This is a genomic window from Roseomonas sp. OT10, from assembly GCF_020991085.1.
In the GTDB taxonomy this organism is placed as follows: domain Bacteria; phylum Pseudomonadota; class Alphaproteobacteria; order Acetobacterales; family Acetobacteraceae; genus Roseomonas; species Roseomonas cutis.
In genome coordinates this window covers 41161-63978 of the sequence record NZ_CP087719.1, presented here as the reverse complement: position 1 = coordinate 63978, position 22818 = coordinate 41161, and the positions used below count along the sequence as shown (strand labels likewise).

Genomic DNA, 22818 nt, shown 5'->3' with positions numbered 1-22818 from the left:
CAGAAATTATACAGCAATAACAATAGTATATGTTGGATGAAATGTCCGTTCGGGCTTAGACTCCTCTCCGTGAGCAGAGGAGTGGGAACGATGACCCACGATGCGAAGGTGGTGCGCTTCCCGCTGCTGCGGGCGCTACCGGCACAGGAAGACGCCGCGCACGCGACGGTGCCGGACGTGCGGGTGGTGCTGCAGGTGGCGGAGGCGTTCCAGCTGGAGACGCCGTGGCGCGCGCTGCGGGAGCAGACGGAGGCGGCAGTCACGGCGCATGTGGAGGCGAGTGTCCCGCCGGAGCGTGGCGCCCGCCGGGAGGCCGCGCTGAGGGATCTGCTCGCGGACTATACCAACCGGGCGACGGCGGCGCGGCAGGTGTCGGACGAGGCCTGGGCGGCGGCCGAGGCGGCGCAGGCGCGGGTGGTGGAGCTGTCGCAGCATCGCGGTGACAGCGGGATGGAGGTGCTGCGGCGCCGGGCGGACGAAATGAGCGGCGAGGCGGCGCGGCTGCTGCTGGAGGCCTACGAGCTGTCTGTGCAGGCCTCGGCGGCGGCGACGGTAGTGGGCTTGGCGCGCCGAGGCGAGGCGTGGCGGCCCTGGCCGGCGCAGGCGGTGGACGACCTGTCCTGGGCGCAGCCGGTGCAGCAGGCGACCGTGAAGGTCAGCGCCACGGGTCGGCCTGGGGGCTGAGGACTGCCACCTGGCGGCAGCCGGCAAGCCAGAACTCGGCCTGGCGGTCGGCGGCAACGGCGCCGCGCAGGAGGGACCTGCGCTCGGTAGGGGTCAGGCGTGGTGCCTCGGCGTGCTCGCCCAGGACGGAGGCGAGACAGCTGGTGACGGCAAGCGGGTCGGGCTGCCCGTGATGGGGTGCGGTCGACATGGGGTCCTCCGAGGGTCTAGGTGACGCCGGCGGCGACTGGCCGTGCGGCGATCAGGCGTGGTGCGGCAGGAGCGCGGGCAGACGGGGCCGTGGATTGTCGGGCCAGGCGAGCCCCTCGTTGTCGTACAACTGCAGGGTGCGGATCGCGACCGTGGCGCGGCGGCCGTCGCGCAGCGAGCGGACCAGGGCGAGGTCGGTGCGGTTGGCGACCGCGAGGCCGAGCCAGCGCCCGGTGGCGGGATCGTGCCGGGCGGCGTGGTACTCGCCGTTGAGGAAGGCCTCGACGATCCAGGGGCGCGGCAGATGGCGCCGCCGCGGGTGCGGTCGTGCCAGTGGCCATCGTCCTGGAGGTAGAAGACGGCGCCGATGGCGACTGTGCCGACGCCGAGGGGGTTGTCACCGCCGAGGCGGCGCGGGGCGTGGTACTGGCGCAGCATCAGAAGGGGATCTCGCTGTCGTCGAAGGTGTGCAGCGGCTTCGGCGGCACGAAGCCCGGGGTGTGGAGGCGGAAGCCGTCGCAATGACCGCGTTCGCACAGAACCGTCGCGAAGCGGCCGGCCGCTTGGCGAGAGACGAAGCGGTATGGATGGCAGGTGGTCAGGAGGTGGCAGCGTCCGTAGCTGCCGATGATGCCCTCCTCGTGAATGTCCTCGAAGACGATGGTGGTGAGCGCGGGCGGACGCGTCAGGACGTTCGGCATGGGCTGGAATCCTCGTGGGCCGGCGCGGCTGCGGAGCCGCCCGGGCAAGGAGGGGATGGAAGGGGAGGACGGCCGCCGGGTGCCCGTAGGGCACCTGGTCGGGCCGCTCAGAACGGCACGTCGTCGCCCAGGTCGCCGGCGGTCGCCCCGACGGGGGCGGGGGCTTGGCCACCCCGGGCACGGCCGCGGGCGGGACGCTCGGCGGCGGGAGCGCCGGCTGAACCGCGCCGGGTTTGGCGGAGGCTGTTTGGCGTGAGTCAGGCCGCCAGGGCTATGGCCTCCTGGGCGGCATAGTAGCGCGCCTCCGCCTCGGCGGGCGGGATGTTTCCGATCGGCTCGAGGAGGCGGCGGTTGTTGAACCAGTCCACCCATTCGAGGGTGGCGAACTCGACGCCCTCCAGGCTGCGCCACGGGCCGCGGCGCCGAATGACCTCGGTCTTGAACAGGCCGATGACGCTCTCGGCCAGCGCGTTGTCGTAGCTGTCGCCGACGCTGCCGACCGACGGCTCGATGCCCGCTTCCGCCAGGCGCTCGGTGTAGCGGATAGACACGTATTGGACCCCGCGATCGCTGTGATGGATCAGCCCCATGCCCTGGACAGGCCGCCGGTCATGCAGCGCCTGCTCCAGGGCATCCAGGACGAAGCCAGCATGGGAGGTGCGCGACACCCGCCAGCCGACGATCCGCCGCGCGAAGGTGTCGATGACGAAGGCGACGTAGACGAAGCCCTGCCAGGTCGCGACGTAGGTGAAGTCCGACACCCAGAGCAGGTTCGGCCGCGGCGCCAGGAACTGCCGGTTTACCCGGTCGGCCGGGCATGGCGCGCCCTTGTCGGGCACCGTCGTCCTGGTCTCCTTGCCACGCACCACGCCGCGCAGGCCCATCTGGCGCATCAGCCGCGCCACCGTGCAGCGGGCGACCGACGTCCCCTCGCGGCCGAGCTGGCGCCAGACCTTCCGCACGCCGTAGACGCCGAAGTTCTCGGCGTGGACCCGCCGCACCTCCGCCCGCAGCATGCTGTCCCGCTGCGACCTGGCCGAGCCCAGAGTGGGATCGGCGCGGCGCGCGGCATGGGCGTGGTAGGTGGACGGGGCGATCGGCAGAACCCGGCAGATCGACTCGACCCCGTACACGCCCCGATGATCGTCGATGAAGGCGATCATGGCTTCGACCGGCGGTCGAGCTCCGCCAGGGCAAAATACGCTGATGCCTTGCGCAGGATCTCGTTCGCCTGGCGCAGCTCGCGGTTCTCCCGCTCCAGCGCCTTGATGCGATCCCGATCCTCGCTCGTGGGCCCGGCACGCTTGCCGCGGTCACGCTCGGCCTGCCGGACCCAGCGACGCAGCGTCTCCGCCGTGCAGCCGATCTTCGCCGCGATCGAGCCAATCGCCGCCCATTGCGAGCCATGCTCCCCGGCGCCGTCCAGCACCAGCCGCACCGACCGCTCCCGAACCTCAGGCGAGTAGCTCGCCGCCGTCTTCTTCGCCGTCATCGCTCCATCCTCTCAACGGTTGGAGCCTCCGCCAAACCCGGCGCGGTTCACCCCTTCTTCTTGCCATACCCTGTCATGGTGGGTTCTCAGGCGGCGAGCGGAACGCCATTGGCGGTCAGGTTGTGGCGCTGCTCTTCCAGGGCGCTGGCGAGATGGAGGCTCAGCGCCAGGGGGCTGGCCGCCTGATCCGTGGAGAGGCGCAGAAGCACCCCGATCCCGCCTTCGGGAACCTCCGCGATGACGTTCCCCGCCACCGCCCCAGGGATGAGGGTCCAGTTGATCCCGGAATGGGTGATGGTGTTGGGCAGCGGTCGTCCGATCATCGGTCGTCCTCTTCGGTGGTCCCGCGCGTCAGATTGACGGTCGGGCCTCGCGGTCATTCTCCCGGAAACTGTGCAGCCGGGTGCTTTTCATGACAACGCAAGGAGATGGTGCCCCCGGATATCCCGCCGGGGGCTGGCGGGGTCCGGTCAGGCCGCCTCGCGAAGCTGCGTCAGCAGGTCTTCCAGGGCTTCCGCCGCCCGGAGTTCTGTGCGGGCATGGCGCAGGCGGCGACGGAGTTCCGCCAGCACAGGACGGGCCTCGGGGTTCTGGTCAACACGGCCCCAACGGCGATCCCCGCTATAGCGGCGTACGATGGCGTAGACCCGTGCCATGTCCGAACGGGCTATCGTCAGGTGATGCGCTGCGTTGGCGCGATGGCGGGTGATCCTCTCCATAGCGGTGGCTTCGGGGCGATGTGCCAGGGCACGCAGGTCTCGTGCATGGCGGCCCGAAAGTCTCGGCAGCCGATCAGTCCTTTGGCCTTCATCGCCCGCTCCATCATAACGAAAATCGTTATACAGCGACAGCGAAGGAAGAGAAACGAAAAACGTTATCGTGGACGATTTTCGTGCAAGTGGTAAGATGAGGCATGAGCGCCATCACCCCTGCAACATGTCGGGCAGCCCGAGGGCTGGTCGATTGGTCGATTGAACGGCTGGCGAAGGAGGCGAATGTCGGACCCTCCACCGTCCGCAACTATGAGGCGGGGAGGTCCGTCCCCGTGCCGAACAACCTCGCCGCGATCCAGGGTGCCTTAGAGGCAGCCGGGGTGATCTTCATCCCCGAGAACGGGGGTGGTGCCGGGCTGCGGCTGAAGAAGGGCCAGCCTTGACGCTATCCCTTCGACATCGCACGCTCTGGAATTCATGGAGCGGCGGGGCATCCCAGAAGCGTGGATGCGGGAGGCTCTGTCAGCGCCGGATGCGACGGAACCCGACCCTCGCGGCGGCGGCCTGCTTCGGACCTGGCGCGCGCTGGCAGCGGCAGGGGGGCGGGCGTTGCGGGTGGTGCATCGGGCGGACGGTCCCGATATCGTGGTGATAACCGCCTTCCTCGACCGAGGACACAAGACGCCATGAACGCCGAACCGAACCGAACCACCTACGATCCGGCGGCGGATGCCCTCTATGTCTCCCTTGCCCCTATCGCCCCTGGCGCGGTGGCGGAAACCCGAGAGGTCGCGCCCGGAGTGTTCTTGGACTTCGATGCAGAGGGAAAGCTACTTGGCATGGAGGTTTTGGATGCCAGTGCGCGCCTGCCGGCTGGCGGCATACCTGCCCAAGCTGCGAAGTAGCCTGGATGCCTACTAGTTTGGATGACCAGCTAATCGCGATGGCCACTTGCTGGCTGACGATGCCAAACAGCTTCGGCAGGACATGCAGGAGTTGAAGGAATTGGTTGGCCGGCTGGAAGAGGGGTCCGCCTCTCTATCCCGGAAGGTGGATCGCCTTGGAGGCGGATTGCGCTGGATCAGGGATAGGCTGGAAACCCATCTCGTCGAATAGGCCAATCCCTCGGCCAAAACCCGATATCTCACCTTAAAGGGTAAGCGGCAAGATTATTAAATCTCCACTCCCTCGATATCATCATTCAAACAAATTTACGATTATTTTTAAAAATATACAGACGGCACGGATTTATTCCCGCCTAGGAGCGTGTCCCGGTAACGGCTGAATAGGCTCGACAGGTGGGTTGGGTGGTGATTCGCTCGCCGGCATGACGAAGAGCTTTCGGCCCTGGAAGGTGGACGAGGTCTGGCTGCTGCCGCCCTCGGTGCAGGAGTTCGTGCCCCAGGGGCATCCAGCGCATCTGGTCCGCGACATCGTGGCGGAGGAACTCGATCTCTCGGCCATTCTTTCGGCCTACACGGAGCCCCGTGGCTATCCGCCGTACCACCCGGCGATGATGGTGGCGCTGCTGCTCTACGCCTACAGCCGAGGCGTCTATTCGTCGCGGCGGATCGCGCGCGCCTGCGAGGAACGGCTCGACTTCCAGGCAGTAACGGCGCTGAACAGGCCGGACTTCCGCACCATCAGCGAGTTCCGCCGGCGTCACCTGCCGGCACTGGCTGCGCTCTTCGTGCAGGTGCTCACCTTGTGCCGACGCGCCGGCCTGGTCGGCCTTGGCCATGTCGCGGTGGACGGCACCAAGCTGCGGGCCAATGCCTCCAAGCACAAGGCGATGAGCTACGCCCGGATGAGCCCGGCCGAGGCCGAACTGGCGGCCGAGGTCGAGGGATGGCTGGCGCAGGCGGAGGGAGCCGACGCCGAAGAAGACGCCACTCTCGGGGACGAGCGGCGCGGCGACGAGATGCCGGACTGGATGCGCGACAAGAGGCACCGCCTGGAGCGGATCCGTGCTGCGAAGGCGGAGTTGGAGGCCGAGGCGCTTGCTGCTGCGGCCTCCCAGCCGGATCCGGGAACGAAGGCCGACGGCTCGCCGCGTGGGCGTCGCGGACGCAAGCCGAAGCATCCGCCTTGCGAGCCCAGGCCCACGGCACAGCGCAACTTCACCGATCCGGAGAGCCGGATCATGAAGGGTCGCGACGGCTTCGTGCAGGCCTACAACGCTGGGGCCGCGGTGGACGCGACGGCACAGGTGATCGTGGCGCATCACCTGACCAACAACGCCTCCGACCAGGACGCCTTGGGACCGCTGCTCGACGCGGTCACGGCCAACACCGGCGTCACGCCCACCGAGGTCTCCGCCGACAGCGGCTATTGCTCGGAGGCCAACCTGGCCGACCTCGACCGGCGCAAGATCCGCGGCTACGTCGCCACCGGTCGCGCCAAGCACCCCGATGGCGGCGAGGACCGTCGCAGAGGCCCACTGGTTTCAGCCATGCGGCAGCGGCTCAGGCGTGCCGGCCGGCGCAGCCGCTACCGGTTACGCAAGCAGGTCGTCGAACCCGTCTTTGGACAGATCAAGCAAGCACGAGGGTTCCGACAACTCCTCCTCCGCGGCCTCGAGAAGGTAAAACACGAGTGGGCGTTGGTCTGCACCGCCCACAACCTCACCAAGCTCGCCAAGGCACCAACAGGATGACCCGCGCTGCAAGCTGGCGCACCACGGGCGCCGCTCAACGTTCCACAATGTCAGCCCGAAAAGTGGTTACCGAGACGGGCTCCTAGCTAGAAGGATTTGTCGTTGAACGATCTGACTGCCTCGCCTCATGTGCGGCCCGAAATATTTCCTTCCTCGGAGGAAATAGAAAGATACTGGGAATTTGTCGCATCAGAGTTGAAACCTTTTGCCACAACCCTTCCCAAAACCCTATGGCATTACACTAGTGGCGAGGGTTTGATAGGAATCGTCCAGTCCGGCTCATTGTTTTCAACGCATATTTCGTGCTTGAATGACAGCGCAGAGCTAAATTACGCCAGCAATTTATTACTGCAATCGCTAAAAATGCGCGCGAGCCAGCACTACCCGCAATCACCAAAATCAGTTCTACACACAGTTATCGACACCCCATCAAAAGTCAGCAGCTCAATTATCAGCCCGTTTTTTGTCGCTTGCTTTACTGAGAATGGTGATGATCTGTCTCAATGGCGCGGATACGGCGGGGGCGAGGGTGGATACGCGATAGGCTTTGAGCCCAGTTGGCTACTGCAAGGTTTTTTACACGATCCAAAGGTTATCTATAAAATGTCATACGATCATGAACAACACAGACATTTAGCTGATCGTGTGGCGCTTCATACCGAAACTTATTTTCAGAATGGGCTTGATATTCGCCCTGGCGTCTCGCCAAGAGACTGGGCCGAAGCATTTCTTCCAATATGGGTCAATGCTATCACTCAACTTGGTCCTGTAGTAAAACATCCATCTTTCTATGGAGAGAACGAATGGCGCTTTGTGCATCGCCTTAGATCAGAAGATCGCTCGCAATTGGTTTTTCGGCAACGACGCTCTATGATGGCAAGGCATTTTCCGTTGCGGTTTCCGCCACCGGATCAGCGGGAATGCAATATTCTGCCCATAAATCACATTCGAGTTGGCCCCTCCCGCCATAAAGAAGTCTCATTAATTAGTGTCCAAGATTTACTACTTTCCTCAGGTTACGAAGATCGCGTAACCGTCGATATGTCACCCATTCCATTTCAGTCATTATGAATATTGCTCCACCCAAAGTTCAGTCAGCATCAGAACTAACTTGCAACCCGTCCATCTGCTCCATGATGGCGTCCGCCACCTGATCCGCAGCAGCCAGAAGCACGGCGTCAGCGTGATGCACATACTTCGCCGTCACGCTGACGCCCTTGTGACCGATCAGGCTCCCGATGGTGAGTTCGGACATGCCGAGGTCCCCCGCGACACTAGCGAAGGAGTGACGGAGGACATGGGCTGTCACGCCTTCCAACTTAGCTTCCTTCATGATGCGCTCTAGCATCTTGGGGAATCCCGCCATCAGTCTGTCACCCCGCTCCGGGGGGAACACCAGCGCGCCCGACGATCCTCCCCCGAGATCGCGAAGTAGGTCAGTGGCGGCGCGGGAAAGCGGACGCATGGAGCGGCCTGTCTTCGAATCAGGTAGCCAAGCCGTCCGGGTGATCGTGTCAACGTCGCCCCATCGCAGCGCCAGGGCCTCTCCCATGCGCCAGCCGGTCAGCGCCAGGAAACGGGCAGCCGCCACCGCGTAAGGCCACATGGAGGAACCTTGCTTGCCATCCTGCCGGGAGCGCGGGGTAGCCACTGCTTTCAGCCCTACAGCGAACGCCGCGTATTCCTCTCCGGACAGGCGACGATAACGGACGCCATCGGCGGGGCGGGTGATGCCGGTCACGGGGTTATCGGCCCGATGGTCCTGCTGCACGGCAAAGGTGAAGATTGCTCCGAGAAGGCCCATTGTGCGGGCGGCAGCCCCTTTCCCTCCCCGCACATTGGACAGTCCCCGCGCCTTGCCGGTGGCGACACGCTTGGCGGCCTTGCCCTGCATCACCCCCGCCATGAAGCTGCGACAGTCCTGCGTGGTGACGGCCCGCACCTTCAAGGAGCCGATCAGCGGCTTGATATGGGCTGTGATGCGGCTTCGGTCGGTTGTGAGGGTCGAAGCCTTCTTCGCCTTGCCTCTGGCGGTCAGAAGGGTCCCCGCTTCGGCGGCTTCCAGATAGGCGTCGCAGAGGTCCGCCACGGTGGCGGCCTCGCGGGAGGCCCGGCGCTCCGCAGCGGGGTCCTGTCCCTTGGTGATCTCTCCCAGCAGGATGCGAGCCTTCTCCCGCGCCGTCTCCGGGGTCCATGGAGCCCCCGCCTTGCCGATTGTGTAGCGCCGCTGGCGGTGCCCCTCATTCCGATAGAGGAGACAGAAGCTCACCACGTCGCCTGACTGGCGGCGGATGTGGAAGCCGGGCACCGATCCAGGCCCGCCATCGAATAGAACGCTGCTCTCGGGTAGGTCCGCGACGTGCTTCTTCCCGATTTTCGCTCGCTTGTTGGGTTCCGCCATCGCCCCGTACCCCGCGCTGTTACCTTGGCTTCCAAGGTAACACCAAGGTAGCAAGATGGCGGGAAGCTAAAAGGGTCTGCGAGAAGCCGCGAGAACATTAGTTGAGTAATTTCAGAAGCTTGATTGGTTCGTGAGAAGCTGAGAGAGCCTATCAGAACGCTATCCTTTGCCCTCCGAAGGCAGAGGTCAAGGGCTGCTGGTTTGTGAGAGACGTAGAAAAGGAGATTGTTTACAAAGGTTTGCGGGAGTTACCGTTGAGGCTTCCACCCTACAGGTTTTCCGCGTAAGCACTGCGTAAGCAACAGGCACCCATAGCTCAGCTGGATAGAGCGCTACCCTCCGAAGGTAGAGGTCTCAGGTTCGAATCCTGATGGGTGCGCCATCTCTCAGACAGACAGTACGATCGCTTTCAGGCTCCTTCATGAGGAACTGGGCGGAGCTGATGGCGCCGTTGTGACGCTGCGAATACCTCCAAGCCCTGCGGGACTTGACCAGCATCGCTCGCAAGCGGCACGCGTAATGGCAGAACTTACCTGCGACTTCTCGCCGTTCACGAGTGTTTTGGCATCCGACAGCTATTGTCGGACGCCGACATTCAAAGGGGTGCTCAGATGCCGCACTGTTGATTGATCTAGCAGGGAGCGTAGCGCTGTTCCTGATCAAGCTAGCGCGAAGGGGGGCTAGCCAATGCTACAGATCGTGCAAGGCATGTATTTCCGGCCGGTACCGCTCACGGACACGCTACACCGGGGTATTTTTTATACAAACCTGCGCGCCTTTCGTGAGCAGACACTGACCTTCGTTTTTGGGAGGCTGCTGCCTTCGACGACATTTGATGGTCCGCGCACCTTCACGGTCGAAGCGCGAGAGCAGCTGGAAGCCCAGAGCCCCTCCGGGACGCTTGAAGTCCTCGCCGCCACCAGTGGCGACCAGTTGCTCGACGAGGTTGCCGCAGTAGTCGCCTTCTGTACCAAAGCCACTTGCGTCCGCGACCATGACATGGCGCGCCGGCTGATTTCTGCTCAACAAGGCGAGGAAAGAAATCGCCGCGGTCCCGCGAGCCTATTGCGCCAGACCTTCGACGCAACGGTTATCCTCACGGACGAGGGTGTAGCGGACCTTGAACGCTTCACGCGCTCACTCCTCGGGCTACAGCGCAAGAGCTACGAGGCGGTCATCAGGGCCATACGCCAGATCGTCGATGCGACGCTTATCGTCGATGAAGACGCCGCATTAGCATATACATTGATGGTGGCGGCTCTAGAATCACTCGGCCAAGCGTCCGAAAGCGAACCCGCTGTCTGGGAGGACTACGATCCGTCGAAACGACATCGGATAGACGCAGCCACCCAAGGACTTGACGACGTTGTCCGCGCGCGGATCGAGAGCGCCGTGCTTGCAAATGAGCATCATGGTCTTCAGCGGCAGTTCGTCGCCTTTGTGCTAGATCACGTTGAGCCCTCCTTCTATCGGAACGAAGCTGTTGGCGCGATCCGACCAATCAAGACTACCGAGCTCCCAAACGCGCTGCGCCAAGCCTATTCTATCCGCTCGCGAACCGTTCACGCTTTGGAGCGCTTGGCTCGGGAGGTTTGGATGGCAGGCGATCGTGCCGATACGGCATTGCTAGACACCGGCATTGTCCTAAGTTTGGAAGGACTGTCACGCCTGAGCCGTCATGTGGTGCGGCGCTTCGTTGAGCGTGCTCCTCAAGGTGTCGATTCGACATTCAACTACCGCTCAGCACTACCCGGAATCATGCCGGGCCGCTGGGCAGCGCAATATTGGATCGGACGGGCCGAGGGGTTCAATCGTGATACCGCTGCCGAGTATTTCGATGGAATGCTAACATATCTGATCGAGGGGCTATCAAAGCGTAGCGAGACGGGTCTTGTCGATATGAGCCCTGTTCTAGAATCCATCGAGGGCACGGCGCTCGGCCTTTCCAAACGAGAGGATCGCCTTGCGATGGCCGGGATCATGACGGTCTGGAACACGGTCGCTCCCCCGGACCGTCGTCGCAGGCTCAAGCCGAAGCTCGCCAAGCGGTTTGAGGCCGACTTGGCGGAACCGAGCATGGTGAGCTTCGCAATCGGAATGGTGCTCGGACGGCCGATTGAATGGTCGACCGAAGATATGCAGTTGCTTTCCGACGCCCGCTGGAAAGAGCGGTTAGGCAACAAACCCGCCCCTCTTCCGATGCGAGTTGATGCGGCTCTCCACATCCTGCTCGCAGACCGGCTCTTGCACGAGGGCAGCAAAACTAAGGCGCTGGGTGAGCTCGGTCGTGCGGTCGAGACTGTTCCCGGACTTGCTCCCCTGATCGAGTTCGAACAGGCGATCGAACGCGGTGAGGACCCTGTACTGAATCTCGGTCGCTTCGTGCTCGGCGAGGCGGAGTTTATTGGAGCAGCGTCGACTGCCAGCCACCGACCGGAGTCGGATGAGGGGCAACCGGGAGAAGTGCGTTCTGACTAACGTCGGAGATACTCCGGCGTTACTCCACATGTACGACTAACGCTCTAGCGCGTTCTCCGAAAAATGCTCGCGGATGAAGTCGAGCTTGGGATCGATGTATCGCCGACAAAAAGGCCTGTTCGGGTCGGTGCGATAATAGTTCTGATATCGCTCGTCCGAAGCTTTGAAGCCCGCGAATGGTAGGACGAGGGTGTGGACCGGCTTGCCGGTCTCCGCAGCGTATCCGCGTATCGCCTCATCGGCTTCGGCTCGCTGAATCTCGTCGAAGATATAGATCGCGCTTCGGTACTTGTTTTGAACCGAGCGCGCACGAGTGGCGGAGTGTGTGCGCAGGTGCACCTCGGACAGTGTCTCCAGTCCGATAACGGAGGGTTCGAACGTTACAATCACCCCCTCGGCCCAGGTGTCCGCCGGGGCGGCCGATTGTAGAAAGCCCTGGTGGACCTGCGTGACGCCGCGCAACGCTTGGAAAACGCCCTCGGTGCACCAGTGGCAACCTCCTCCAAAGCCCACCTGTGCCATACTTAGCTCCTGCGCAAAGGCACAACGGCCGGGCCAGACTTATCGAGCTGGCGGACGAACGCGATGATCCGCTGTCCGACATCGTTCGCCATTTCGACATGAGGGTAGTGCCCAGCGCCCTCGACAATCATGGTTTCGGCATGGAGCCTCGAAGCCAAGCTTCGGGCTTCTTCGACAGGGTCCGTGAAGTCGGGATCCTTTGTGCCCATGACGATGAGGCTCGGCACAGAGATCTCGTCCAAGATCGCTGCGGTGTCGGACTTCGACAATGAGAGCATCGTCAAGAGAGCCTGCATGCGCTTTGGCTCCCTGAGGTTTGCAGCAATCGCCGCTTTTACCTCAGCATGATCCGGCGCCGGTTTCGTCGGGAATAGGCTGCTCCAGTAAGTGGTCCAGAACCAGGTTCGCCATGGCCCCGCGAATCCGAGCCCAAGGACAAGTTTCTGGATCGTCGTGAAGGGAAGATCGCGAACGATCGGACCGAGCAGCACCACCCCGTTGACGTGACTAGGAGCTTCCTTGGCAGCCCAAAGCGCGGAGCCGGCTGCGAACGAGTTGCCCATGATCACGGCTGGCCCGTCAGCCAACTGTCGGAGGATGGCGACGGCGTCACGGCCGACCGCTCGCGCGGAGTAATCCGACCACTCCGGCGACGATTGGCCGAATCCGCGGACGTCCATCGTCACCACTCGGCATCCCGCATGCTGCAGCATGGGCTTGATGAGCCGATACTCGGAGCGCAGGTCTCCCATTCCTGGGATGCCTACGACGAGAGGTCCGGTTCCACCCGTATCGTCGAAGGCTATCCTACCGCCCTCTGTCTGAAGGAACTGGGTCTGCACATCGTTAGGCGCCATGAAACGATCCGATCCGTTGAGCAGCAGACCTATCGGCTGACTTCGAAAAGGAACCACGCTCGGCGTTCCGCTTCGTCGGTCCAGGTATCGATCAGGCCGGAGGTCGCGTTGTCCTTCGCCTCGTCGGCGACTTCCTTTGCGCGGCGCAGCGACTCGACCATGTGAAGATTATCGGCGCGCAGCTCCGCCAGCATGTCCTGCGGCGTGACGAACTCAGCGTCGTTGTCCTTGATCGTCTGGTGGCTGGCGATATCGCCGATCGATCGTATGGTCGTATTTCCGGTCTTCCGGGCGCGCTCCGCCATCGCATCGGTCGCTGCGAGGATTTCCGCAGCTTGCTCATCGAGAAGGAGATGGTAGTCCCTGAAGTACGGGCCCGAGACATGCCAGTGAAAGTTCTTGGTCTTGAGGTAGACCGCATAGCTGTTCGCCAAAATGATCTTCAACGCATCCGCGACCGTCATGGTCGCGTTCTCGTCGAGGTCAGATGGTGAAGGCACGGTTGCAGCACTGGAGTTTGTCATCGCGTGAACTTCCTCGATGAAGGCTTGCGCAAAAGATCAGCGCCGATTCTCTGGAACGCTGAGGTATAGAAGATGAATTTACCTCAGATCGAAGTCCAATGGCCTGTGTCTATAGTTTCGATAGTTCTGGCGACCAGAAGGGGCGCTTGGAGCGGCACGGGAAAATGGGAAGGCAGCGAACCCCACATGCTCATCAGGCATTCGGCTGATAGCCCAATACGAAAGCGATAACCTTCTCCGAGGACATCTCGCACGGCTTCAGCGACGCACTGCCCGAAGCAACGCGATACAGATTGAAGCTGACGATGTCGTTCCCGGCTAGTTCTCGAGCAAAAAGGCTGTTCCTCCGTCCATCCTCCGACCGACGAACCGTCACGCCGAAACGCCTGCCTTCGTAAGCGCCTTCGCTATACCCCTCAGGCAGACGCTCGAAAGCCGTATCGAATTCTGGATGGTCCATTCTGCATCACCGCCAATCGGCCTTCGCCCTGCGAACGTGAGTGCTGCGCCATGCGATTGGGGTCATCGCGTCAGTCTGACGTTGCGGCCCCAAAGAAACCCCGCGTCATTAGCGCTAGCGAAGTCCGGGTCCACGTAGATGAAAACACGCTTGATAAGCGCGCCGTCGAACTCGAATACGTTGGCGAAACGGCCTTCGGACCGGCCTTCAACCGGCCACGCCGTGCCGTCAGCCATAACGCCACCTTCAAAGCCTTCCACAATCACGTGGTCGCCGGCTACGTGGAAGGTCATGCGATCGAAATCGTGCTCGATCCGCTGAAGCGACCCCAACAGACCCTTGGCGACTTCCATGAATTCGGCTTTGCCATATCCAACTCCGAACTTCGGGAAGTACGTCACGACATCGTCAGTCAGAATGTCGAGGATGGTGGGATCGCCACTGTCGATTTTCCGGAAATAGTCGGTGGCGACGGCGATGCGGTCTTGGGTCACCTCTGCATTCGGCACTCTATGAACTCCTGAGATGCGGAAGCTTTATCCGCTATTGCTTCGAGAATAATGGGCCCTGCAGGATCAGCCGGTCTGCTGCCCGGAATTCAACGGAGCGCTGAGGTGCGGAAGTGATCGTCCTTCAGTTATCCGCGTGACACGCCCGTCGAGCATCGATTCAGACCAGGACGCCCCCTGACACATCTATCACCGCGCCAGCTGTGTAGCTTGCAGCGGGACTAACGAGGTAACTGACGGCGCCCGCCACTTCCTCAATCGTGGCGATCCGACGGATGGGATGCATATCGATGACGGCCTGCGGAAAATTCTCAGCAACTTCCCCGGTCATGTCGGTTGGCATGATGCCAGGTTGGACCACGTTGACGGTAATGTTGCGTGGGCCAAGATCGCGTTGCACCCCACGGGCATATCCTGCGATCGCTGCCTTGGTTCCTGCGTAGTCGGCAATTCCCGGCACGATCGCTCGGGTGCCCAGGCCGGAACCGATGAAGACAATGCGGCCACCGTCAGAGATTTTCTGCGCCGCCGCACGCGTGATCGCCACGGTGCCCATGACATTGACCATCCACTGCCTGTCGAACGCGGCGGAATCGAGCGTCGGATCGTCAACCAATTTTCCTTGGACGGCGATTGCGGCGTTGTTGATCAAGATGTCGAGCTTGCCGAGTTCAGCTACGACCTGCTCGACCATCGGCTTGGCGGCGGACGTATCCGCTTGATCGCATCGAATTGCGAGAGCGCGAACGCCTTTGGCCCTCACCACCTCGGCGACGGACTCGGCTTTATCGGCCGACGCAGCGTAGGTGATAGCAATATCGGCTCCCTGATCGGCGAGCGTCGCCGCCAGCACGGCGCCAAGGCCTCGAGAGCCACCCGTGATGATAGCGACTTTGCCGTCCAAAACTTTCGACATCGGCGGTTCCTTTCTGAAATCTAATTGCCGGCGGACGGCTACGCGACGTTGACGCCTTTCCAGAAGGCGATGTGATCCTTGATGGAATGGGCCGCCGGAGAAGGGTCGGCATAGGTCCACGCAGCGTTTGCGTTGCGCCGGTCCCCGACCCGGAGATGGAAGTATTGGGCCGTCCCCTTCACGGGACAGACAGACGTGTGCTCGCTCGGTTCCAGATACTGCCGGTCAACCGAGTGAGGCGGGAAATAATGGTTTCCATCCACAACCATAGTCTCGTCGCTTACCGCGAGGGTGACATCGTTCCAAACTGCTGAGACCAAACCGGACTCCTCTCTCGTCGTTCAGCCACTTCCATCGACAAGTGGCCCTGTCGGGCGGGACAAATCAGTTTGCCGTGGTTTGTCCGGCAAGCAGCTTGTCGAGCGAGCCATCTGCATCGAGCGCAACGAGATCGTCGGAGCCGCCGACATGCGTCTCGTTGATGAAGATCTGCGGCACGGTGCTTCGCCCCGACGACTCGATCATCGCCTTCCGGTGTGCAGGATCGGCTTCGATATCAAGCTCAGTGAATGCCACGCCCTTCTCTTTGAGGAGCGCCTTCGCACGACGGCAGAACGGGCACCAACTCGTGGTGTAGATGAGGACTTCAGGCTTCATGTTGCATCTCCAATCGTTGAGGGGTGATGGGCCGGCCGGATTCGCGGCGGTCATCCGAAGGCAAAGGCTTGCGCCCCAGGGTCTCGTGGACCGCGCAGCTCCGGCGTCCGAGTTGGTCGAGGCGCTGGACATCACGCCGCCATCTTTCGGACCGTGTCCAAGACCCGGTCTTGCCGGTATGGCTTGGCGAAGAACACAATGTCCGCTGGAACAACGGCTTCGTCAGGCCAAGGCCTCCCGGACGTGATTATGATCTGGATGGTTGGCCACCGCCGGCGGATGCAAATGGCGAGCATGATGCCATCGATCCCGCCGGGCATGTTCACGTCCGTGAACACGACGCGCACATCCAGTCGTTCCTCCAGGGTCATGAGCGCGGCGGATGCATTCGGCGCCTGCAAGACTTCGAAGCCCGCCTCCTCGATCATGTCCGTCGCGAACAGTCGGAGAAGTGGTTCGTCTTCGACGACGAGCACCACGGGTTTCACCATTCCACCCATACTCCCATCAACCTTGAACCAGGTGACGCATGGAGGCGTGCAGATCGGCCGTTAACCCGGCGGGCTCGTAGCGAACATCGACACCTCCGGTGCCGACCAGGCCGATGTTGATCAGCTTCGATCCAAAGCCTCGGTGAGTTGGCGGCACAACCGGAGGCCCACCCCGTTCTCGCCATGTTACGCGCAGAAGGTCGTCGTCCTGGCCGACTTCGACATCCCACGACAGCGAGACGTGGCCGTCGTCACTGGTCAGCGCGCCGTATTTGCAGGCGTTTGTCAGCAACTCGTGGACGATGAGGGAAAACGAGAGCGCCGCTCGTGGTCCCAGCGCCACCGCCGGCCCACTCATGTCGACCCGATCTGAGAACCCGATCGCGTCGATCACTGTCGCTGCGACAGCTTGTAGATCAGCTTGTGTCCAACTCATTTGGTGCAAGGCGTCGTGCGCCGCGCTCAGAGCCATCAGCCGACGCTCGAAGGCGTAGACCGCTTCGCGATCGGTGACGCTTCGCAGCGTTTGGCTCGCGATGGCCTGCACCATGGTAAGCATGTTCTTCAGGCGGTGAGCGATTTCGCCGTTCACTATGAGTTGCTGCTGCTCGGTACGATGCCTCGCGACGCCTGCCTCGAGCCGGTCTGCCGCACTTCGTAGGAACGAGATTTCCTCTGCGGGCCAAGGTCGGGGATGCGCCGAATGAACGAAGAAAACGGCGATGGTTTTGCCACGATCTCGAACCGGCATGTCGACCAGCGACCGAACGCCGACCCGCATTGCGCTCTCGAGATTGTGCAGAGTGCGATCGTCGGTCAGGGCGTCCCACACAACGAGAGGGTCGCCAACGACGAGCGGCTCGCGCAAGTTCCCGTACTCGTCGAGACGGTGGCGCCCGGCAATGCTCACCGCCCCCGGGGCCGTCCAATCGGTTTCGACGTCAATCGTATCGACGTCCTCGTTGACGGATCCGAACCCGGCTCGGTCAGCGGAGAGCGTTCGGCCGACAATGGCGGCGGTCGCCGAAGCCATCTCTGCCGTATCGTGGCTGCTCCGAATGGTCTCGCCGATTTCGACCAAGGCTGTCTGCAGGGCTGTGAGGCGCTCACTGGCCTTTGCGATCCGGCGGAGTTCGAGATTTTCGCTGGCGAGACGGGCAAGGGCTTGCAGCATCGCCTTTTCCATCTCGCTGAGCCCTTCAGGCCGCGGAACGGTATCGATGACGCACAGCCGACCCACGATCGCTCCCGATCGCAGGACGAGCGGCGCGCCAGCGTAGGCGCGAAAGTGCCGGACGCCCGTGACGAGCGGATTGCGCTTGGTCCGCGCATCATTTGTGAGATCGACGATCTCTAGAAGATCGCCTTGATCGATCTCGATCCGACAGACCGAGTGTTCGATCTCCGTCTCGCATACCTCAAGCCCGTACTTGGCTTTGAACCATTGCCGGTCAGTATCCAGCAGGGTGATGAGCGCGATGGGAACGTCACAGGCCTTTGCGGCGACAAAAACGAGATCGTCGAAGGCTTGCTCATCCGGTGTGTCGAGCACCATGAGGTCTGCAAGCGCCCGCGCCCGCTGTGCCGCCCCGAAATCGGTTCTGTCAGCGCTCAGGCTCACCGCAGTTCTCCTGGATGATGCCTCGAAGGTCGAGCGTGGCCGATCATCGGCGCTTCCCGCGTCATGTCAGTGCCCCCTCATGCGGGGCGGCCACTGCGCTGACGGCACGCCCGCTTGGCCGCTCTGATCGGCGATGGCGTCACCGACGGCGAGGACGATCTTGCCCTGGATATGGCCTGCCTCTGCGCGTTCGTGAGCGACGGCCGCTTCGGAAAGGGGATATGTGCTATCGACGGCGACGCGGACCTCACCGCTGTCGAGCAAGCGAGCTAGCTTGGCCAACTGATCGCCGCTGGAACGCACCTGCGTCGCCGAAACGGTCACTCCTCGGTCGGCAGCCTCGTCATGTCCGGCAAAGCCAAGGGGAAAGATCGGGAACAGCGCACCGCCACGACGTATGGTCCGAAGGAAGCGGCCGGAGGCCGGACCGCCGACGGCATCGACGACAAGATCGATGTCGCGCACATCGTCTTCGGGTTTAGTCTTCGTGTAGTCGATGAACTCGTCGGCGCCCAGTTCGCGAAGGAACGCTTCGTGCCGGGTTGAAGCGACGGCGATGACACGCGCGCCTTCGTGCTTTGCCAACTGCAATGCCAGATGACCGACACCGCCCGCAGCCCCGTTGATCATAACGCTCTTCCCAGCCAACGGGACCGGGCTGTGGCGCTCGGGCTGCAGCGGGTTCTGCTCGTTATGGCCTAGCTCGATCAGGAACTGCCAAGCGGTCAGCCCCGACATGGGAACGGCGGCTGCATGAATGTGGTCCAGGTGTCGGGGCTTGGCCGCAAGGTCGGAAGCAGGCGCGGAAACATACTCGGCGTATCCCAAGCTCTCGCCGAAACTGGGAAAGCGGATCATTCCAAAAACTTCATCGCCGACCGAGAACGCCGTCACATCGTCAGCGACCTTCTCGACGATCCCGGAGACATCCGAGCCGGGTATGGCGGGGAATGTCACCGACGGCCGCCACTCGGGCGGCAGAGCCTTGTATCCCTCGCGGAGATACCAGTCGGGCGGGTTGAGGCCTGCCGCTTTTACACGGACGAGCACCTCTCCCGGCTTTGTCACAGGTGTCGGCGCCTCCTCATAGCGAAGGACATGAGGAGCGCCGAACTCATGGAAGCGGATCGCTTTCATTTTTCGTCCTCCGATCAGACGCGTTCGAGGAGGGCGACAGTGCCTTGACCACCATCGGCGCAGATGCTGACGATCCCGCGAGATCCGACCGGCATGGCCCATAGCTCTTTCACAGCTTGGCTGAGATCGCGCGCGCCGGTCGCGCCGAAGGGATGTCCGATGGCTACCGAGCCGCCGTTGGGATTGACGCGATCCCAATCGAAGTTGCCCATCTCCTCCGAAACACCGGCCTTGTCTCGGACCCAGTTCGGATCAGTAATGGCCGCGACGTTGGCCAGCACCTGTGCCGCGAACGCCTCGTGGATTTCCCAAAGTGCGATGTCGGCGAAGCCAAGGTGATGGCGCGCCAGAAGTCGTGGAATGGCATAGGACGGCGCCATCAGCAGCCCCTCCGTGCGCAGGTCGACCGCCGAGACTTCGTAGTCGATTATCCGCGCATAGGGCGTGCCATCGGGCAGCCTCTTCAGACCCTCCTCGTTGGACACCCAACAGCCGGCCGCCCCATCCGTGATGGGGGAGCTGTTGCCGGCTGTCAGGCTACCCATTCCGCTCTCACGATCGAAGGCGGGCTTCAAACCGGATAGACGTTCGGCGGATGTGTCCGCGCGCGGGTTCGCATCGCGGGAAAGCTCCGGCAACGAGATCACGAGGTCATCGAAGAAGCCGCCGTTCCAGCCGGCGACGGCGCGCTGGTGGCTTTTTAGAGCCCAGTCATCCTGAGCCTCACGCGAGATGCGCCACGCCTTGGCGGTCTCCTCCATGTGATCGCCCATCGTCCTGCCCGTAAGGCGGTTGGCCCAGCCCTTCGTGGGGAGCACATAGTCTTGAGGGGTCAACGCCCCCAGGGCGGCAAGTGCTGCGGCCGGATCCTGCGCGAAGAGATCGGTGAGTCGTTTAGATGCCTCAGCGGTGAGAGCGAGCGATGGTCGGCTCATGACCTCAGACCCGCCGACCAGTATCAGGTTGAGCCCGCCGCCGAGCATCCCGGCTGCGGCGAAGCTCGCGGTCATGCTGGTCGAGCACGCTAGGACTACGGAGAATGCTGGAACGTTGGGGTTGAGCTTCCCGTCCAGCCAGATTTCGCGAGCGATGTTGCTCCAGCCCAGGTTCGGGATGACGGTTCCCCAGATCGTCAGATCGGGCTCCGCAAGCTTCGCCATTTCTTCAACGACTGGCACTGACAACGAGACCGCGTCATAATTTGCCAGCGCTCCTCCGCCACGACCGAATGGTGTCCGCAAGCCTGCGGCTATGAAAACTGGTTCGGCGAAGCGGCTCACGGTGATCTCCCAAAGCTAAAGATTCTAATTAGACGAGGTGGCGTAGTGCGGTCCGCTGACGGCAGGCGCCGGCCGTCAGGGCGTCTCCCCATCCCTGAGGTCGATGACCATTTTTCCGATGTTTTTTCCGGCGAACAGATCGAGGAACGCCGAAGGGGTTCTCTCGAGGCCGTGAACTACCGTCTCCTGCCATTTGACCTTCCCATCGGCGATCCACCGGGTGACGTCGCGCTGGAAATCCTCCCAAACCGACATGTTGTGGATGGTGACGAAGCCTTGCAGCAGGAGGCTCTTCTCAATAACCGCATAGATATTGCGGGGGCCGACCGGCTCGCTGTTGTATTGCTCGATCATTCCGCACAAAGCGAAGCGTGCGAAGCCATTGGCCGCCTCAAGCGCGGCTTCCAGGTGCGTGCCACCGACGTTGTCGAAATAGATGTCGACACCCTTAGGCGCAGCTTCGCGAAGTGCTGCGACCATGTCGTCCGTATTCTTGTAGTTTATCGTGGCATCAGCGCCTGCTTCCTCGCGCAGCCAACGCAATTTGTCCTCGCCGCCCGCAGACGCAACGACTCGGCATTCCTTGATCTTTGCGATTTGGACAGCGAGCGATCCGACCGAACCCGCTGCTGCTGACACGAACACAGTTTCGCCAGCTCGCGGCTTTCCGATCTGGAGCATGCCGATGTAGGCGGCGAAGCCTGGGAAACCGAGCGGGCCCAGATACGCCTGCTCTGGAATCGTCGTATCGATCCTAGTAGCGGACGCGGCGTCGATGATCGCGCGGTCGCGCCAGCCGGCAAAGTGGCTCACAACCTCGCCAGGGCTGAACCGTTCATCCTTGCTTTCGACTATGACGCCGATCGCGGCGCCATCGAGAGGCTCGCCAACTTGGAAGGGCGGCATATAGCTTTCTCGACCGGTCATGCGGCCGCGCATGTAAGGGTCAACGGAGAGCCACCGGTTGGCGACGAGCAGTTGTCCTCGCTCTGGCGCGGGGAGATCCTGCTCGACGAGTTCGAAGTTGTTGGCCTGCGGTAGCCCTTCGGGACGACTTTTAAGGTGAAATTGACGGGCCATGATGGTCATGGGCGAAGCCTTTCCCGGACAGAGCTTGAGCTGGGCGCTCCCGCGTGATGGGATGCGATCATCTGGCCGCCCCTACCCACCGTAGCGCTCGGTCTTGATGATCGAGACGCCCAGCCCTGCCGACAATGCGCTGTCCGTCGCGATGTTGACGAAACCGTTCGACCCGCAAACGAACACGTGGCCCGGGTCGCGACCGAGACGTGCGATTGTCGCCTGGACCATCCCATCGTCGATCCGTCGGCCATAGTCCGAGGCGCGCTTTGGCGCTTCTCGCGTAATCGCGAGCGTCAAGATGAACGTGGGATCGCTCATCTCGATTAAGTGGAGTTCGCTGGAGAAGAGCACGTCCTCAGCGGTTCGCGCCGACAAGAGCAGAGCGACTGGAACGGCCTGTGCCGATGCCCGACGCTGCCGGATCATCGCCATCAGCGGCACCACGCCTGAACCTGCGCCGATCAGCAGCACCGGCTTGTCGGTAGGCTCGGGCCAAAGAAAGTGGCCTCCAAGCGGTCCCCTGAGTTCGATCTCGTCGCCGGCTGCGGCGACGTCGTGGAAGAATGGCGAAACTTCGCCATTCGGCAGGCGCTCGATGGCGAGTTCCAGGATCGGTGAAGAGCCCGCCGACGATGCGATCGAATAACTGCGCATCGCCTGATAGCCGTCTGGGGCGGTCAGCCGGACGTCGACGTGCTGGCCTGCTGTATGGACGAATGGTTCCTGCAACCGCAGGAAAAAGCTCTTGATACTCGGTGTCTGTTGGACGATTTCGTCGATCACGCCTGACTGCCACGACGCGGGTTGCGCATCGAACTCAGTCATGGGTGTACCGTTGCTCGCGCCACGGATCACCGTAGATGTGATAACCGCGCAACTCCCAGAACCCGGCCTCGTCGCGAGTGGTGAACTGCAGCGCATTCACCCACTTGGCGGACTTCCAGAAGTAGAGATGCGGAACAAGAAGGCGCGCCGGTCCGCCATGGTCGCGGGGAAGCGGCTGGCCCGCGTAGCTCAGCGCGACCATAGCTTTGCCGGACAACATGTCCGCGAGCGGAACATTCGTCGAATAGCCATCGTAGCAGTGCGCGAGAACGAAGTCTGTTGGCTGTTTAACTTCAGCGTCAGCGAGGATGTCCTCGATCAGCACGCCTTCCCACTTCGTGTCGAGCTTGGACCAGGACGTGACGCAGTGAATGTCTTTGGTCACTTTGGTCTTTGGAAGGGCGTTGAATTCACTCCAACTCCAGACCTTCACGGGTCTCGGACCGATCTTGACCGTGAACTTCCAGTCGGACGTCTCGATACGAGGCGTTGGCCCAGCGGTAAGAACGGGAAAGTTCTCCACGAGATGTTGACCTGGCGGAATACGGCCCTCGTGGTCGCCGCCTGAACCGCGGCCGGTGAAACCTCTGGTGACCATGCCGAACCCCCTTGCTCGTCACGA

Annotated in this window: 27 protein-coding genes, 1 tRNA gene and 1 other annotated feature; of the genes, 8 read left to right on the top strand and 20 right to left on the bottom strand. The window is 62.3% G+C overall.

Going from position 1 to position 22818, the window contains the following annotated elements; genetic code table 11:
• Positions 1 to 90 precede the first annotated feature (90 nt).
• Entirely contained in the window at positions 91 to 684 is a 594-nt protein-coding gene (locus tag LPC08_RS26140; protein ID WP_304622050.1) for a hypothetical protein, read from the top strand.
• Between the two features lie 626 nt (positions 685 to 1310).
• On the opposite strand, the gene LPC08_RS00375 is transcribed toward LPC08_RS26140, so the two are convergent.
• The 4 genes from LPC08_RS00375 to LPC08_RS00360 all read right to left on the bottom strand — a co-directional run bounded on the left by LPC08_RS00375 (position 1311) and on the right by LPC08_RS00360 (position 3785).
• Complete coding sequence (locus tag LPC08_RS00375) at positions 1311 to 1574, bottom strand: hypothetical protein (RefSeq protein WP_230450766.1); 264 nt, start codon at positions 1572 to 1574, stop codon at positions 1311 to 1313.
• 257 nt (positions 1575 to 1831) lie between these two features.
• Positions 1832 to 3066 (bottom strand): IS3 family transposase gene (locus LPC08_RS00370; protein WP_230449651.1). Its coding sequence is split into 2 segments (ribosomal slippage): positions 1832 to 2772 and positions 2772 to 3066, totalling 1236 coding nucleotides; the frame shifts between segments, so codons are not numbered across the junction.
• Positions 2663 to 2779: a sequence feature (AL1L pseudoknot), on the bottom strand. (Overlaps the previous gene by 117 nt.)
• Before the next feature lie 86 nt (positions 3067 to 3152).
• The gene (locus LPC08_RS00365) at positions 3153 to 3389 is read right to left on the bottom strand and encodes a hypothetical protein (protein WP_230450765.1); all 237 of its coding nucleotides are present in this window, start codon (positions 3387 to 3389) and stop codon (positions 3153 to 3155) included.
• 147 nt (positions 3390 to 3536) lie between these two features.
• Entirely contained in the window at positions 3537 to 3785 is a 249-nt protein-coding gene (locus LPC08_RS00360) for a hypothetical protein (RefSeq protein WP_230450764.1), read from the bottom strand.
• Positions 3786 to 3979: 194 nt separating this feature from the next.
• Between LPC08_RS00360 and LPC08_RS00355 the strand changes: the two genes are divergently transcribed.
• From LPC08_RS00355 to LPC08_RS00340, 5 genes are all read left to right on the top strand, one after another.
• Complete coding sequence (locus LPC08_RS00355; protein WP_230450763.1) at positions 3980 to 4222, top strand: helix-turn-helix domain-containing protein; 243 nt, start codon at positions 3980 to 3982, stop codon at positions 4220 to 4222.
• Between the two features lie 4 nt (positions 4223 to 4226).
• Positions 4227 to 4469 (top strand): DUF4258 domain-containing protein, encoded by a 243-nt coding sequence (locus LPC08_RS26270; RefSeq protein WP_441295848.1) that lies wholly within the window; start codon positions 4227 to 4229, stop codon positions 4467 to 4469.
• Positions 4466 to 4684 (top strand): DUF2283 domain-containing protein, encoded by a 219-nt coding sequence (locus LPC08_RS00350; RefSeq protein WP_230450762.1) that lies wholly within the window; start codon positions 4466 to 4468, stop codon positions 4682 to 4684. The genes LPC08_RS26270 and LPC08_RS00350 overlap by 4 nt, the downstream gene beginning before the upstream one ends.
• Positions 4685 to 5106: 422 nt before the next feature.
• Positions 5107 to 6435: an IS1182 family transposase gene (locus LPC08_RS00345; RefSeq protein WP_230450761.1), complete on the top strand. Its 1329-nt coding sequence runs from the start codon at positions 5107 to 5109 to the stop codon at positions 6433 to 6435.
• Between the two features lie 102 nt (positions 6436 to 6537).
• Positions 6538 to 7506 carry a DUF2971 domain-containing protein gene (locus LPC08_RS00340; protein WP_230450760.1) on the top strand — a complete coding sequence of 323 codons (969 nt, stop codon included), beginning with the start codon at positions 6538 to 6540 and terminating at the stop codon, positions 7504 to 7506.
• 19 nt (positions 7507 to 7525) lie between these two features.
• Here the strand turns inward: LPC08_RS00340 and LPC08_RS00335 are convergent, their stop codons facing one another.
• Positions 7526 to 8836, bottom strand: coding sequence for a site-specific integrase (locus tag LPC08_RS00335; protein WP_230450759.1), 1311 nt, complete (start codon positions 8834 to 8836; stop codon positions 7526 to 7528).
• Positions 8837 to 9141: 305 nt separating this feature from the next.
• Here LPC08_RS00335 and LPC08_RS00330 point away from each other — a divergent pair.
• Together LPC08_RS00330 and LPC08_RS00325 are read left to right on the top strand one after the other, a co-directional pair.
• Positions 9142 to 9218, top strand: a tRNA-Arg gene (locus LPC08_RS00330).
• 305 nt (positions 9219 to 9523) lie between these two features.
• Entirely contained in the window at positions 9524 to 11314 is a 1791-nt protein-coding gene (locus LPC08_RS00325) for a hypothetical protein (RefSeq protein ID WP_072492846.1), read from the top strand.
• A gap of 36 nt (positions 11315 to 11350) precedes the next feature.
• On the opposite strand, the gene LPC08_RS00320 is transcribed toward LPC08_RS00325, so the two are convergent.
• The 15 genes from LPC08_RS00320 to LPC08_RS00255 form a co-directional block, all read right to left on the bottom strand.
• Positions 11351 to 11836, bottom strand: a complete 486-nt coding sequence (locus LPC08_RS00320; RefSeq protein ID WP_027297108.1) for a peptide-methionine (S)-S-oxide reductase — start codon at positions 11834 to 11836, stop codon at positions 11351 to 11353.
• A gap of 2 nt (positions 11837 to 11838) precedes the next feature.
• Positions 11839 to 12693 carry an alpha/beta fold hydrolase gene (locus LPC08_RS00315; protein WP_072492847.1) on the bottom strand — a complete coding sequence of 285 codons (855 nt, stop codon included), beginning with the start codon at positions 12691 to 12693 and terminating at the stop codon, positions 11839 to 11841.
• Between the two features lie 29 nt (positions 12694 to 12722).
• The gene (locus LPC08_RS00310; RefSeq protein ID WP_027297107.1) at positions 12723 to 13217 is read right to left on the bottom strand and encodes a Dps family protein; all 495 of its coding nucleotides are present in this window, start codon (positions 13215 to 13217) and stop codon (positions 12723 to 12725) included.
• Between the two features lie 193 nt (positions 13218 to 13410).
• Positions 13411 to 13677, bottom strand: a complete 267-nt coding sequence (locus tag LPC08_RS00305; RefSeq protein ID WP_024588016.1) for a hypothetical protein — start codon at positions 13675 to 13677, stop codon at positions 13411 to 13413.
• A gap of 62 nt (positions 13678 to 13739) precedes the next feature.
• The gene (locus LPC08_RS00300; RefSeq protein ID WP_207790344.1) at positions 13740 to 14186 is read right to left on the bottom strand and encodes a nuclear transport factor 2 family protein; all 447 of its coding nucleotides are present in this window, start codon (positions 14184 to 14186) and stop codon (positions 13740 to 13742) included.
• A 160-nt stretch (positions 14187 to 14346) separates the two neighbouring features.
• Positions 14347 to 15102, bottom strand: coding sequence for an SDR family NAD(P)-dependent oxidoreductase (locus LPC08_RS00295; RefSeq protein ID WP_027297106.1), 756 nt, complete (start codon positions 15100 to 15102; stop codon positions 14347 to 14349).
• A 38-nt stretch (positions 15103 to 15140) separates the two neighbouring features.
• Complete coding sequence (locus tag LPC08_RS26135; RefSeq protein ID WP_062342448.1) at positions 15141 to 15422, bottom strand: DUF427 domain-containing protein; 282 nt, start codon at positions 15420 to 15422, stop codon at positions 15141 to 15143.
• A gap of 64 nt (positions 15423 to 15486) precedes the next feature.
• Positions 15487 to 15759, bottom strand: coding sequence for a glutaredoxin 3 (grxC, locus tag LPC08_RS00290; RefSeq protein WP_027297105.1), 273 nt, complete (start codon positions 15757 to 15759; stop codon positions 15487 to 15489).
• A gap of 131 nt (positions 15760 to 15890) precedes the next feature.
• Entirely contained in the window at positions 15891 to 16250 is a 360-nt protein-coding gene (locus tag LPC08_RS00285; protein WP_223850255.1) for a response regulator, read from the bottom strand.
• A 16-nt stretch (positions 16251 to 16266) separates the two neighbouring features.
• A complete protein-coding gene (locus LPC08_RS00280; RefSeq protein WP_051544228.1) occupies positions 16267 to 17871 on the bottom strand; it encodes a sensor histidine kinase in 1605 nt (534 codons plus the stop codon).
• 66 nt (positions 17872 to 17937) lie between these two features.
• Positions 17938 to 19008 carry an NADP-dependent oxidoreductase gene (locus tag LPC08_RS00275; protein WP_051544225.1) on the bottom strand — a complete coding sequence of 357 codons (1071 nt, stop codon included), beginning with the start codon at positions 19006 to 19008 and terminating at the stop codon, positions 17938 to 17940.
• Positions 19009 to 19022: 14 nt separating this feature from the next.
• Positions 19023 to 20288 carry a thiolase family protein gene (locus LPC08_RS00270; protein ID WP_027297103.1) on the bottom strand — a complete coding sequence of 422 codons (1266 nt, stop codon included), beginning with the start codon at positions 20286 to 20288 and terminating at the stop codon, positions 19023 to 19025.
• A 75-nt stretch (positions 20289 to 20363) separates the two neighbouring features.
• Entirely contained in the window at positions 20364 to 21377 is a 1014-nt protein-coding gene (locus LPC08_RS00265; RefSeq protein WP_027297102.1) for an NADP-dependent oxidoreductase, read from the bottom strand.
• Positions 21378 to 21449: 72 nt separating this feature from the next.
• Complete coding sequence (locus LPC08_RS00260) at positions 21450 to 22196, bottom strand: ferredoxin reductase (RefSeq protein WP_027297101.1); 747 nt, start codon at positions 22194 to 22196, stop codon at positions 21450 to 21452.
• Entirely contained in the window at positions 22189 to 22794 is a 606-nt protein-coding gene (locus LPC08_RS00255; RefSeq protein WP_024350792.1) for a sulfite oxidase-like oxidoreductase, read from the bottom strand. Before LPC08_RS00255 ends, LPC08_RS00260 begins: the two co-directional genes overlap by 8 nt.
• Positions 22795 to 22818: the final 24 nt, after the last annotated feature.

What these genes read in the sequence shown, in the direction of transcription:
- LPC08_RS26140 (WP_304622050.1), top strand. Translation starts at nt 91, where the DNA reads ATGACCCACGATGCGAAGGTGGTGCGCTTCCCGCTGCTGCGGGCGCTA.
- LPC08_RS00375 (WP_230450766.1), bottom strand. Translation starts at nt 1,574, where the DNA reads ATGCCGAACGTCCTGACGCGTCCGCCCGCGCTCACCACCATCGTCTTC.
- LPC08_RS00365 (WP_230450765.1), bottom strand. Translation starts at nt 3,389, where the DNA reads ATGATCGGACGACCGCTGCCCAACACCATCACCCATTCCGGGATCAAC.
- LPC08_RS00360 (WP_230450764.1), bottom strand. Translation starts at nt 3,785, where the DNA reads ATGGAGAGGATCACCCGCCATCGCGCCAACGCAGCGCATCACCTGACG.
- LPC08_RS00355 (WP_230450763.1), top strand. Translation starts at nt 3,980, where the DNA reads ATGAGCGCCATCACCCCTGCAACATGTCGGGCAGCCCGAGGGCTGGTC.
- LPC08_RS00350 (WP_230450762.1), top strand. Translation starts at nt 4,466, where the DNA reads ATGAACGCCGAACCGAACCGAACCACCTACGATCCGGCGGCGGATGCC.
- LPC08_RS00345 (WP_230450761.1), top strand. Translation starts at nt 5,107, where the DNA reads ATGACGAAGAGCTTTCGGCCCTGGAAGGTGGACGAGGTCTGGCTGCTG.
- LPC08_RS00335 (WP_230450759.1), bottom strand. Translation starts at nt 8,836, where the DNA reads ATGGCGGAACCCAACAAGCGAGCGAAAATCGGGAAGAAGCACGTCGCG.
- LPC08_RS00325 (WP_072492846.1), top strand. Translation starts at nt 9,524, where the DNA reads ATGCTACAGATCGTGCAAGGCATGTATTTCCGGCCGGTACCGCTCACG.
- LPC08_RS00320 (WP_027297108.1), bottom strand. Translation starts at nt 11,836, where the DNA reads ATGGCACAGGTGGGCTTTGGAGGAGGTTGCCACTGGTGCACCGAGGGC.
- LPC08_RS00315 (WP_072492847.1), bottom strand. Translation starts at nt 12,693, where the DNA reads ATGGCGCCTAACGATGTGCAGACCCAGTTCCTTCAGACAGAGGGCGGT.
- LPC08_RS00310 (WP_027297107.1), bottom strand. Translation starts at nt 13,217, where the DNA reads ATGACAAACTCCAGTGCTGCAACCGTGCCTTCACCATCTGACCTCGAC.
- LPC08_RS00305 (WP_024588016.1), bottom strand. Translation starts at nt 13,677, where the DNA reads ATGGACCATCCAGAATTCGATACGGCTTTCGAGCGTCTGCCTGAGGGG.
- LPC08_RS00295 (WP_027297106.1), bottom strand. Translation starts at nt 15,102, where the DNA reads ATGTCGAAAGTTTTGGACGGCAAAGTCGCTATCATCACGGGTGGCTCT.
- grxC (WP_027297105.1), bottom strand. Translation starts at nt 15,759, where the DNA reads ATGAAGCCTGAAGTCCTCATCTACACCACGAGTTGGTGCCCGTTCTGC.
- LPC08_RS00285 (WP_223850255.1), bottom strand. Translation starts at nt 16,250, where the DNA reads ATGGTGAAACCCGTGGTGCTCGTCGTCGAAGACGAACCACTTCTCCGA.
- LPC08_RS00275 (WP_051544225.1), bottom strand. Translation starts at nt 19,008, where the DNA reads ATGAAAGCGATCCGCTTCCATGAGTTCGGCGCTCCTCATGTCCTTCGC.
- LPC08_RS00265 (WP_027297102.1), bottom strand. Translation starts at nt 21,377, where the DNA reads ATGACCATCATGGCCCGTCAATTTCACCTTAAAAGTCGTCCCGAAGGG.
- LPC08_RS00260 (WP_027297101.1), bottom strand. Translation starts at nt 22,196, where the DNA reads ATGACTGAGTTCGATGCGCAACCCGCGTCGTGGCAGTCAGGCGTGATC.
- LPC08_RS00255 (WP_024350792.1), bottom strand. Translation starts at nt 22,794, where the DNA reads ATGGTCACCAGAGGTTTCACCGGCCGCGGTTCAGGCGGCGACCACGAG.